9 protein-coding genes are annotated in these 11,876 nt (G+C 68.9%); all 9 read left to right on the top strand.

Annotated elements, in window-relative coordinates; genetic code table 11:
* Positions 1-196: 196 nt before the first annotated feature.
* Positions 197-1,597 (top strand): type VII secretion integral membrane protein EccD, encoded by a 1,401-nt coding sequence (gene eccD, locus AB8Z75_RS00045; protein WP_369199218.1) that lies wholly within the window; start codon positions 197-199, stop codon positions 1,595-1,597.
* Positions 1,598-1,621: 24 nt separating this feature from the next.
* Entirely contained in the window at positions 1,622-3,091 is a 1,470-nt protein-coding gene (eccB, locus tag AB8Z75_RS00040) for a type VII secretion protein EccB (protein ID WP_369199217.1), read from the top strand.
* A 274-nt stretch (positions 3,092-3,365) separates the two neighbouring features.
* Positions 3,366-3,716 carry a hypothetical protein gene (locus AB8Z75_RS00035; RefSeq protein ID WP_369199216.1) on the top strand — a complete coding sequence of 117 codons (351 nt, stop codon included), beginning with the start codon at positions 3,366-3,368 and terminating at the stop codon, positions 3,714-3,716.
* A gap of 91 nt (positions 3,717-3,807) precedes the next feature.
* Complete coding sequence (locus AB8Z75_RS00030; RefSeq protein WP_369199215.1) at positions 3,808-4,128, top strand: WXG100 family type VII secretion target; 321 nt, start codon at positions 3,808-3,810, stop codon at positions 4,126-4,128.
* 96 nt (positions 4,129-4,224) lie between these two features.
* Positions 4,225-4,737 (top strand): type VII secretion system-associated protein, encoded by a 513-nt coding sequence (locus tag AB8Z75_RS00025; protein ID WP_369199214.1) that lies wholly within the window; start codon positions 4,225-4,227, stop codon positions 4,735-4,737.
* A 104-nt stretch (positions 4,738-4,841) separates the two neighbouring features.
* The gene (locus AB8Z75_RS00020; protein WP_369199213.1) at positions 4,842-8,063 is read left to right on the top strand and encodes an AAWKG family protein; all 3,222 of its coding nucleotides are present in this window, start codon (positions 4,842-4,844) and stop codon (positions 8,061-8,063) included.
* A gap of 131 nt (positions 8,064-8,194) precedes the next feature.
* Positions 8,195-8,650 (top strand): YbaB/EbfC family nucleoid-associated protein, encoded by a 456-nt coding sequence (locus tag AB8Z75_RS00015; RefSeq protein ID WP_369199212.1) that lies wholly within the window; start codon positions 8,195-8,197, stop codon positions 8,648-8,650.
* A 19-nt stretch (positions 8,651-8,669) separates the two neighbouring features.
* On the top strand, positions 8,670-9,038 hold the full coding sequence (locus AB8Z75_RS00010; RefSeq protein ID WP_369199211.1) for a hypothetical protein: 369 nt from the start codon (positions 8,670-8,672) through the stop codon (positions 9,036-9,038).
* Between the two features lie 150 nt (positions 9,039-9,188).
* Positions 9,189-11,876 (top strand): hypothetical protein (locus AB8Z75_RS00005; protein ID WP_369199210.1); only part of this gene is annotated, 2,688 nt, incomplete at its 3' end.

The following is an 11,876-nucleotide window of genomic DNA, read 5'->3' as shown; positions in this document are numbered from 1 at the left end:
CACTGACGACCAGAGTGAACTCTGCATACTTGGTATACCAGTTCTCGGAGTCAGCCCGTCATGTGCACCCTCCTCGGTGACGGTGACGACACACCTCTATGATGACGTCTCACCAGCGCCACCCGCACCCGTGCGGGCACAACGGAGCCCCGGGAAGCCCCCTCGCAGACCCCCGGAAGAAGCGTGAGCCAGCCCGATGACTGACAACCAGGTGGCAGGGCTGTGCCGCCTGACCATATGCGCGCCTGCCAAGTCCATCGACCTCGCGGTCCCCTCCGACGTCCCGGTGGTCGACCTGCTGCCCGCCGTCCTCAGCTACGGCGCCGACAACCTCGCGGAAGAGGGCATCGACCACGGCGGCTGGGTACTGCAACGCCTCGGCGGTGAGCCGATGGACGAGGAGCGGACCCTCGACTCCTACGACCTGCGCGACGGCGAGACGCTCTACCTCCGGCCGCGCATCGACGCCCTCCCCGAGGTTCACCTCGACGACCTGGTGGACGGCATATCCACCACCATGCAAGACCGACCGCACGGCTGGAGCCCGCGGGCCAGCGCCCGGCTGCTGATCGGCTTCGCCGTCACCGCGCTGCTGGCCGGAGCGGTCGTCCTCGCCCTGCCCGGCGGGTCCACCGGCCTGCGTGCCCTCGGTGCCGCCGCGGCCGGGCTGCTGCTGATCGCCGGGGCCGGCTCGGCCAGCCGCGCGGTGGGCGACGCCGGGGCCGGCGCGGCCCTCGGCGTCATGGTGGGCCCGTATCTCGCCCTCGCCGGCTGGCTGCTGCCCGGCGGCGACCTCGGCGGCCCGCACAGCCACGAGGTGCTGGGCGCCCGACTGCTGGCCGCCTGCGCAGCGGGTGCGGGCGGCGCGATCGTCGCCCTCGCCGCAGTGGCGTCCTTCGCGGCGCTCTTCCTCGGTCTCGCCGTGGTCATGGTCTTCGGGACCCTCGCCGGGGCCCTGATGGTCCTCACCGACCTGGGGCCGTCCAACGTGGCGGGCATCCTCGCCCTGCTGGCCGTCCTCCTCGGCGCCTTCGTCCCCTCGCTGGCCTTCCGGATGTCCGGGATGCGCATGCCTCCGCTGCCGACCAACGCCGACCTGCTCCAGGAAGGCATCGAGCCGCACCCCACCTCCGTGGTCTCGGCCCGCGCGGTGCTCGCCGACGGCTGGATGAGCTCGCTGTACGGGGCGGTGGGCGCCGTGTGCACGGTCTGCCTGGCGCTGCTCACCCACGACGGGGGGCTCGCCGAGGTCATCACGGCCGTCGTGCTCGCGCTGCTGCTGTTGCTGCACGGACGCGGACTGGGGAACGTCTGGCAGCGGCTTTCGCTCTTCGCCCCCGGGGCGGGCGGCCTGCTGATGCTGGTCCTCTTCCAGGCCGTGGCCTATGGGCCGGACAGCCGGCTGGTGCTGGTCGCGAGCCTGCTGGCGGCCACAGCGGGCATCGCCATCGCCTCGTGGACCGTGCCTGGCCGGCGCCTCGTCCCGTACTGGGGCCGGGCGGCGGAGATCCTGCACTCCGCGACCGCGCTCGCCCTGCTGCCGCTGGTCCTGTGGGTGCTCGGGGTCTACAGCGCCCTGCGCGGCCTGAACGGCTGACGGCCCGAACCGGAGGAACGCACAGTGCAGTCCAAGCGCGACCAGGTCCAGGCGCACATGTTCGTCATGGGGCGGCTCACCTCGGGAATGCTGCGTGCCGACCCCGACGCTCCCGAGAGCCCCCAGGGCAGAACCAACCGCGGGGTCGTCATCAGCATCGTCATCGCCCTCCTGATCTGCGCGGGCGCCTTCGTCTTCGGGCTGATCAAGCCGGGCACGAAGGACTCCTGGCGGGAGCAGAACACGCTGGTGGTCAACAAGGACACCGGCGGTCGCTACCTCTACCTCGGCGGACGGCTGCGCCCGGTGCGCAACTACACCTCGGCGCGGCTGCTCCTCGGCGCCGACCTGAAGACCGCGTCCGTCGGCAGCAACTCGCTCAGCGGCACCGCGCACGGCGCGCCCGTGGGCATCGTCGGGGCCCCTGACAACGTGCCGGACAGCGGCTCGTTGTCCTCCGACCCGTGGCAGGTGTGCTCGACGCAGGGCGACGGCCGAACCGCCACGGCGCTGGCCGTCGGCAAGGACATCGGGGGCAGGGGCCTCGGCGGCTCCGAGGGGCTGCTGGTCACCGGGTCGGGCAAGGCCCAGTACCTGGTGTGGCAGGGCAGCAAGTTGCGCCTGGATGTGGACAGCGGGGCCCGCGAAGCGCTCGGCTACGGCTCCCGCAGCTCGCTGCGGGTGTCGGCGGCGCTGCTCAACTCGCTGCCCTCAGGCCCCGACCTCGTCGCCCCCGACATCCCGCGGCGCGGCAGCCCAGGACCGTCCCTGGGCGGTGGCGAAACCCGGATCGGTCAGGTCTTCCAGGCATCCGCGCCCGGCGGCGAAGCCCGCTACTACGTGCTGCGCAAGGAGGGGCTGACGCCGGTCAACGCCACCGTGGCCGCGCTGCTCCTCGGCAACCCGGAGACCAAGGAGAAGGCGTACGGAGGCGGCGGGGTCAACGCCGTCCCGCTGGGTGCCGACGCGGTGATCGGGCACTTGGCGCCGGGCGCCGAGGGCGGGGACACGCGCACGGACCTGCCCGAGAGTCCGCCGAAGGCGGTCGATCCGGGCACCGGTGAGGCTCCGTGCGTCGGTGTCCGGTCGGGCGAGGACGGCACCCGGGTGAGCGTGTCCCTGGCGGACGTCGAAAACATCGGCCGGGCCGCGCAGGCCGCCCCGGAAGGGCTGACTCCGGCCTGTGTGAAGGCCGACCGGATCGTGGTGCCGCCGGGCGGCGGCGCCCTGGTCCACGCCCTCGGCGCGGACGGCTCCAACGTGGGCAGCACGGTGTACCTGGTGACGGACAACGGGGTGAAGTACCGGGTGCCGACGGCCGACGCGCTGAAGGCGCTGGGGTACACCACGAGCCAGGCGCAGCGGCTTCCTTCGTCGCTGTTGTCGATGCTGCCCACCGGGCCGGACCTGACGGCTTCGGCGGCGACATCGGGCCGGTCCCAGGCGACGACTCCGCCGTGTGACACGGACAACAAGAAGGCGGGCAACCCATGAGGCCGCCAACTCGTCTTCACCATCGGTATATCGACATTTGAGGAAAGCCTGAGAATGTGTCACCGCACGTCAAGTGGCGCAGACGCAGGTGGAGATGGAGACTCGGGCGCATAACGGCATTTCTCGCCGGTGAGCGTTGCTCACTCTTTGCGGCCCTTCTACCATCCTTGTCAGGACCAACCAACTGGATGAGGGTGCTTCCGCATCCGGTTGCAGCAACCCGCGCCAGAGCCTCGGGCCTGGCGGTGAGAATCCACCGGAAAGGGGCAAGCCCATGGCGGGCATGCAGCGGGCAGAAGAACAGGCGACACGGAACGGCATCCAGGCCCTTGAGATGGCCTTCTCCGGTGTCCAGAGTCGCCGTCAGGACGTCGAGAACACCAAGCACGCCATGATCTCGGCGCTCCAGGGCAGCGACGGTGGCGCTTTCCAGAAGCTGTTGGACTCCTGGGACGAGCACGCCGAAATCATCTCGAAGAACCTCCAGGACATGATCAACCAGCTCAACGAGACGCTACGTGCTCAGGGCATGACCCAGGGTTCCTCGAACGAGGCCATCAACCAGGCGTACTCCCAGTCGCAGACCATCTTCGACGGCCTCATGGGCAGCACCGCCGGACAGTGACCGCCCGGGCCGGCTCCGCTCCGGCCCGCCGTCGGCTGTTTGAACCGAAACGCCCTTCATCCGATAGCCACGCAGCGAGACGAGGTCACAGATGCCGGACAACCTCACTGACGGATATATCTACGTCAGCTATGCCCACGTCGACAACGCCGTCGAGGACATGCGCCTTCAGACGCGCGAGATCGAGAAGATCATCAACAGCCTGAACGACGAACTCCAGGCGCTGAAGAATTCCTGGGAAGGTGACGACCGCCAGGTCTACGACGAGAAGCAGGCGGCGTGGAACCAGGCCGTGACCAACATGGCCAAGTGGCTCAACGACAACGCGGGCACGCTGAACCACATCCGCGACCTCTACACACACAACGAGCGCCAGCAGACCCAGAGCTGGCAGGACGTCAAGATCGGCTGATCTGGCGTTGCCCGGGCGGCCGTTCCACGGCGAGGACCACGTGGGGCGGCCGCCTGTTGTCGTCGTCCGGACCGTGACGGAGGAAGAGGCAAAGATATGGCCGAAGGCAACCAGCCGCCGACGCAGCTCAACAAGGAGTGGCTCCAGAACTTCAAGAACCACGACATAGCGGGCTTCCAGGCTGCCCTCAAGACGATATCCGGGGACAGCACGGGAGACCCGGTGATTCCCAGCATGTTGTCCCTGACAGGCGACAACGGGGCAATCGGCGGCCTTCCCTACGGTACCCCGGTCCCGCTCGCGATCGGCAAACTCGCGGATGACGCGGACAGCAACGGGGATCGGTTGAACAAGGCCGTGGTGGACATGGTGAACACCCTTCAGGGGATCATCACCAGCCACACCGAGCTCTTCAAGGACATCGACTCCGCCCTGCAGGAGACCATCGACACCCTGTTCAAGACCCAGGGCGAGAGCCTGGACTCCATCGAGGGCCAGAAGCTCTACGACATCTTCGAGGACGAGGACGTCGAAACCGACCTCACCACCACGCCGAGCGAGGGCGACGGCGGCGGCGGGGGCGAGGACGGCGACGAGGACGACGACTAGCCCCCGCAGTCCCTGCCGTTACACGGGCGACGTCGCCCAGCCCGCTGACCCCGCTTCGCCCACCTTTCCTGCCCGCTGATCCCGCCCGTTGATGGAGTTCCGCCATGGCCGAAGACACACCCGAGAACAAGGACACCACGGGCGCGGACTACTGGTTGCAGGCCGTCGAGCTGTTCACGGGGTACAAGGCGGACCCGCGGGGCACTCTCTTCGAAGAACTCGTCGGCAACGACGGCATCAAGCTGATGCGGGTCGAGGTCTCCAAGCAGTCCAGCGTCGAATCCATCGACGCCTCCGACTTCAACTGGATGTCGGAGAACGCGGGCTGGGACATCCAGAACACCGACTTCGTCATCCCCTTCTACACCTCGGGAGGGAGCGAGGGGGTCACCTACTACAAGGCGCGCATCACCCTGATCGGTTCCACGGGTGACATGCCGGCGGGCGGCGAGCACGTGGGAGGTGAGATCAAGAGCGCTTACGGCCAAGAGCTGGACGACGGCCACTTCAAGCCGACCGACAACGGAGTGGTCTGGAACAACTTCAAACTGACCAAGTACTCCTACGGGACGGGACGGGCGCTGAAAGCCCTGTTGGAGAACAAGAACGGGACCATCGGATTCAGCTGGGGCGGCGAGGATGTCATCGACATCAAAAATGCGGTCCGCCTGCAGTCGTTCGACATGGTGGCCGACGCCTTCGACCGGGTGGGCAAGTTCGTGCATGACAGCAAAGTCACCATGGACGAGTGGCAGAACCGCGTGGGCACCGAGCAGAACGACGCGTGGCTGGGGCAGGCGGCCGGTGTCTTTTGGGACCTCATCCACGAACTCCGGCGGCGGTACGACAACTACGCCGAGGACATGGGGGTCGAGAACGGCGGCTTGTCGAAGCCCGGCAAGGAGCTCCGGGCAGCGGGCACCGCTCTGCGGACAGAGGCCACGAACCTCTACCACGAGTGGGAGTACTGGAACGTCTACGAGGGCAATCCGCTGCGGTGGCTCGTCGACCTTCTGTCGGAAATAGCCTCGAAGGCCTGGGACAACAACCTCACGCAGGTCGACGCCGACTACGTCCCCGGTTACGGCCCCTACGCCATGGGCCACTGGGACTACACCCCGAACGGTTTCTTCACCTCGGAGGCCACGGACGCGAGCGGCGAAACGTACGGCGATCTGTCCGAGTACTCCACCTGGAAAAAGGTGAGTGAGAAGGCGATCGCACGGTGGGAGCGTTCCGTCGAGCAAAAGCTGGAGATCCCCGCCCAGACCGCGCTGAGGAACCTCTCCAGCAAGTGGGGTGCGTCGAACTTCGACCTCGGTTCCATCAGCACCAAGGGGGACGGGGGGATCGAGGAGTCCTTCAAGGAGGACCAGGCCGCCAAGGAGAAGAAGGACGCCGAGGACAAGGCGGCTGCGGACAAGGCGGCGGCGGACGCCAAGTACGAGAAGGACAAGAAGGAGGCCGAGGCGAAAGCAGCCGCGGACAAGGCGGCGGCGGACGCCAAGTACGAGAAGGACAAGAAAGAGGCCGAGGAGAAGGCAGCCAAGGAGAAGGCCGAGGCGGAGGCCAAGTACGAGAAGGAGAAGAAGGAGGCCGAGGCCAAGGCGGCCAAGGAGAAGGCGGAGGCGGAGGCCAAGGCCGCGGCGGAGAAGAAGGAAGCCGAGGAGTACCGCGACAAGCAGGAGGCCAAGGCCGAGGCGGAGAAGAAGGAGGCCGAGGCCGAGCAGGCCAAGCAGGAGGCCAAGCAGGAGCAGATCCGCAAGGATCAGGAGGCCAAACAGGAGCAGATCCGCAAGGACCAGGAGGCCAAACAGGAGGAGGCCCAGCAGAAGCAGGAGCAGGCGCAGAAAGAGGCCCGCGCTTTCCAGATCCAGCAGGCGAATCAGCAGAAGGCCGAGCGGGACAGGCGGGAGAAGGAGCAGGAGAAGAAGCAGGCGCAGGCCGAGGCCAAGCAGGAGCAGATCCGCAAGGATCAGGAAGCCAAGCAGGAGCAGATCCGCGCCGAGCAGAAGGCCGAACGGGACGAGGCGGAGAAGAAGCAGGAGGAGATCCGCAAGGAGCAGGAGGCCAAGCAGGAGCAGAAGGAGCAGGAGGCCAAGGCCGAGCGGGCCCAGCAGGAGGCCAAGCAGGAGGAGTACCGCGAGGAGCAGGAGAAGAAGCAGGAGCAGATCCGCGCCGAGCAGGAGGCCGAACGGGACGAGGCGGAGAAGAAGCAGGAGGAGATCCGCGAGGAGCAGGAGAAGAAGCAGGAGGAGATCCGCGCCGAGCAGGAGAAGAGGCAGGAGGAGGCCCAGCAGAAGCAGGAGGAGTACCAGAAACAACAGCGGCAGCTCAGCCACCAGCTGAACGGCGGCGATCTGGGGCAGGGATCCCCCGACATCTCCGGGCCGGTCAACGGCAACGACTCGCTGACCAACCCCGGCGGTAGCGTCTCCCACCTGGACTCTCAAGGCCGGGTCGTGACGGAGTTCCCGGACGGCAGCACGTCCGTGGTGGACCCGCACACCCAGATGTCCACGGTCACCAGGCCGGACGGCAGCTCGTACTCCGGCCCGCTCAACGCGGGCGACTCGCTGACCAACCCCGACGGCAGCACCACCCACCTGGACCAGCAGGGCCAGGTCGTCACCGAATACCCCGACGGCAGCATTTCGCGGGTGGACCCGGACACCGGCGCCACCTCGATCACCAACCCGGACGGCACGACGACCACGGGCTACCTCAACGACCCCAACAGCGCCTCCCCCGACTATCCGGGCTCCCACCAGCTGAACGGCGGCGGCCCCAACGGCTCCCTGAACACCCCCTCCTACGACTACGGCGACCCCTCCTACGAGGAGGAGTTGTACGACGACTCGCCGTACAAGGAGCCGTCGTTGGCCGGCGCGTCCGGTGGCTCGGGCGACGAGGCGAGCTCGGGCCGCGGCACGCCGCTGAACAGCGGTCCGATGCCGGGCACGGGCTCCGGCGGCATGCCGATGGGCGGCATGCCGATGGGTGGCATGGGCGGCATGGGCGGTATGGGCGGCGGCAAGGGGAACGACGGCCCCTCGGAGCGCGTCCGCAACGTCATCGACACCGGCGACGTGGTCAGCAACCGCCGCCCCGGCGCGGCCCCGCGCGGCAAGGGCTCGTACGAGGAGCGGCAGGCCGTCAGTACCAGCGGCGCCAACCCGTACCTGCCGCCGATGGGCGGCGGCGGAGGCGCGCCGGGACAGACGGAGACCGAGAGCGGCGACCGTGACCGCGAGGTATGGGAGCCGGAGGACGACGACGTCTGGGGCACCGACGAGGGCGGGTCGCCGGCGGTGATCGGCCGCTAGGCCAGCCTGGCCCGCCGCCGAACCGCTCCCGCAGCGGGAGGTGTTCTTCCGCGTCAGGACCGGTCGGGAATGGCTTTCCCGTCCCGTTGTACGACAGAATGATCGTCATTCGTCTCTGAACAGGAGTTACGTTGTCCGAGCCATTGCAGGAGCGCATCGCCCAGGCCATGGCCGACTTGGAGGCCACACAGGCCGCCGTCGCGCGAGCGCAGGCGGACCTCAGCCATGCCTCCGCGACGGTGCGGTCCAAGGACCGTGTGGTGGAGGCCACCGTCGGTGCGCAGGGCGAGTTGACCGGGCTGAAGCTCCTCGACAACAAGCACCAGAGCATGACGGGCCCCCAGCTGGCCGCCTCGATCATGGAGGCGGTGCAACAGGGGCGGGCGCAGATGGCGCACCGGGTGATGGACACCTTCGCGCCCTTCACCCAGCCCGGCCCCGCGGGGTCGGCCCGCCGGGGAGTGGACGTCGACTGGAACCGTATCTTCGGATCGGCGCTGAGCGGCGAGAGCCGGGCCGGCTCCAGCAGGCCGGGCCGGAACCGTTTGCGTGACGAGATCGCCGAGGACGACGAGAGCGCGGGTTGAGCGTGGAAGGGGAGGGACAGTGAGCGGTTACCACAACAACTACCAGGCGGACCTCGTCGGCCTGGAGCAGACGTTCCAGCAGCTCGACGGGATGGCGGGTGCGCCGAAGCGGTTGCGTGCCGATTTTGATCGCACGGTGGAGGCCACCAGGTGGTGGAACGGCACCGATGACGATTTCCACGACCAGACCGAGGACCAGGACCAGCGGCAGATCGAGAGTTGCAGGAAGTTCGTCGACTCCCTGGAGATGTTCACGGTCGGACTCCAGTCGGCGGTGCGCAAGAGCATGGGCAGCATCGAAGGTGTCCACAGCGAAGTCCAGGACCAGATCCACGACGCCCAGCAGAACGCCGGCGACTACGGCACCGGTGGTGGCGGGAAGCGCTGAATGTTCGACATCGAGTATTCCGAAGAGGTCAGCCAGATGCTCTTCGTCCTGCTCGGCTCCAAGCCGCTGCAGGCGAAGGCGGGTCTTGGGTGGGATAGTCGTGATGCTTACATCGACCTCGCCGCAGGACTGCGCGACCTCCGCCAGGAGATGCTCGACGCGATCCAGCAGGGCAAGCAGTACCTTCCGCCGAACGTCGCCGACGCCTACGAGCAGGCCCTGTCCGGACTGGTGCACCGCCAGGGCAACGACACCCTGCAGAAGTTCATCGACCAGCTGGACAGGTACGCCCAGGACCGGGGCCAGGCCGCCATCCAGATCCAGCAGTCCCACTTCGAGATCATCATGGAAGTGCTCTTCCTGATCGCGGAGTTGGCGATCCTGGCTGCGGTCGCCGCCTTCACGGGTGGGGCCTCGGTCTCGGAGATGATCCTGGCCCGGATGCGGGCCAGGCTCGCGATCCTCATGGCGGTCGACCGGCTGCTGCGGTATGTCCAGGCTTTCCCGTCGCTCTCCGAGGCGTTGGAGGAGGCCCTGCAGAACCTGGCCGCCCAGCTTCTGTCGATGACCATCAATCCGCCCACGCAGCAGCCCGACGGCGGCATCGACTGGGGGCAGGTCGGCATCTCGGCGGCGGTCGGCGGGCTGGCCGGCTTCCTCATCGGACACTTCCGAACATGGGCGTTCAACCTCAAGAACAGCCTGTCGAACGTCTTCAGGAACAATTTCGGCAAGGACGTGTTCGGCAAGTTCGAGATCCGCTTCGACAAGCCGTTCACCAAGCAGAACCGGAACAACGCCCTGTTCGACGTCCCCACGGCGTTCGTGACCGAGGGCTTCGGTGAGACCATCGCCGTGGCGATCGTGCTGCAGAAATGGGACTGGACGGACCTGGCTGGAGCCGGCCTCAGCGGGGTGTCCGAGATCTTCATGCACACGCCCGCGGGGCAGGCTTCCATCGCCCTGCACGCCAAGATCTTCCCCGACGGCAACATCTTCACCGAGTTCCAGGTGAACTCGACCAAGATCCTGATCGATCGGCTCAACAGGGAGTCCGGCAACGGCCCCGGGGGCGGCTCGGGGCCGTCCGCCACGCCGACCCCGACGGCGGTCAACTCGCCCGTGCCGCCGCCGTCCCTCTCTCCTCCTCCGCCGACCGTCTCTCCTCCGCCGCCCACCCCGACACCCGTCACCAGCAGCGGTCCCGGCTCCACGGCCGACAGCGTCTACGACGCGGACAGTGCCGACAGCGTCTACGACGGGGGCGGTGCCAACAGCGCCTACGACGCGGACGGTTCGGACACCTCGTCCCGGCCGCCGAGTATCTTCGACGGCTCCGACACCGAGTCGCTCTCGGATACCAGCTCCCTGTTCTCCAACGACTCCGACGTGTCCGCGTCGACGCCGCCGAACGCCACGTCCCTGCCCGGCGGCGGGGCCACCCACCTCAAGTCCCCGGACTACCTCAAGGACGCGGACTCCCTGAACGCGCCCGGGACGCAGGACGACGCGTGGGACCTGAACGAAGCGGACCTCACGCTGCCGGACGAGTCGGCCGGTGATCTCCCGCTGACGCCGAAGACGGTGCCCCCCGCGGTCTCGGGCACCGGGACGGACGGCCTGAAGTCCCCGGGGTCCCTGCCCCACCCCGGCGGCCTCAACAACCCCGGCGGCCTCAACAACCCGGGCGGCCTCAACAACCCGGGCGGGCAGAGCCCTTCCTCGGTGCCGACCGTCTCGCAGGAGGACGCGGAACTCACCGACACCGAGCAGTCCGACACCGAGCAGTCCGATGCCGCACAGCACAACGGCGCGCCGGAATCGCCGGAAGACGACGCCACCCAGGGCACGCCGCACGCCCCCGTGGCCAACACCCCTGGCGACCAGCGTCAGACGGACATCGGCCAGGCCCGCACCGCGTACGAGGACGCACTCACCACGTACGCCGATGCCACCCGCACCGTCGACGAGCTGGCGGACGACACGGGCACCACCGGCACCACCACCGTGCTCGCCGAGGCCCAGGCCCGGGCCCAGCAGGCGCACGGCAACCTGCTCGACGCCACGGCCCGGCTGCGCGACCTCGGCGTCAGCCCGCACGCCGCGGACCCGCACGCTCCCGGCCACACTCCGCCCCCGGTCCACCGGGACGGCATCCAGCGCGAGTGGATCGCCCGCCAGCTCACCGCAGCGGACCTGCCGGGCACCCTGGCCCAGGACCTGGCCGAGCTGCACGGCCCGGACGCCGTCATCACCCCGGCCGCCGTGCGCGACGCGGGCCTGACACTGAGCCCCGAGCAGCGCGCGGCGGCGCGCGACGGGGCTCTCCTGTCCGTCGCCGCGCTGGACCCGGTCGACCAGGCGCGCCTGCTGATGGCGCAGCCCAGCCCTTGGCCGACGGCGCTGGAGACCGTGGCGGCCAACGCGTCGCTGCGGCTGTGGGACGCGGCGTACGCGGACTTCAGGGCCGCGGCCCTGGACGCCGATCCCCGCCCGGCGACGGCGCCGCGGCCCACCACGGCGGACGAGACCGCGCCCGAGGGCGCGCCGCCGCAGCCCACCCAGGCCGACGTGGACCGCGCCTGGGACACGGCCGTCGCCCTGGTGCTGCCGCCGGCGCCGGCACCCGTCCTGGCCGACTCCCGGCATGCCGAGGCCCCCTACCGGGACGCCGTCCGGCAGGTCGCCGACCACCTGCTGGCGCACGCGCCGGACACGTCCTCGGGCGTCACGCTCGCCAACACGCTCCGCGCCTCGCTCGGCCTCCGCCCTGTCGCTCCCGTCCGTGCCACGACGGCCACCGAGCCGCCGGCCCCGGCCACCCCGCCGGTTCCGGCC

Origin of the sequence: Streptomyces sp. PU-14G, assembly GCF_041028275.1 — a bacterium.
Taxonomy (GTDB): domain Bacteria; phylum Actinomycetota; class Actinomycetes; order Streptomycetales; family Streptomycetaceae; genus Streptomyces.
This window is presented reverse-complemented; position numbering and strand designations above follow the sequence as displayed.

Coding starts and splice junctions, on each gene's coding strand:
- AB8Z75_RS00025 (WP_369199214.1), top strand. CDS start 4,225: ATGGCCGAAGGCAACCAGCCGCCGACGCAGCTCAACAAGGAGTGGCTC.
- eccD (WP_369199218.1), top strand. CDS start 197: ATGACTGACAACCAGGTGGCAGGGCTGTGCCGCCTGACCATATGCGCG.
- AB8Z75_RS00030 (WP_369199215.1), top strand. CDS start 3,808: ATGCCGGACAACCTCACTGACGGATATATCTACGTCAGCTATGCCCAC.
- AB8Z75_RS00020 (WP_369199213.1), top strand. CDS start 4,842: ATGGCCGAAGACACACCCGAGAACAAGGACACCACGGGCGCGGACTAC.
- AB8Z75_RS00035 (WP_369199216.1), top strand. CDS start 3,366: ATGGCGGGCATGCAGCGGGCAGAAGAACAGGCGACACGGAACGGCATC.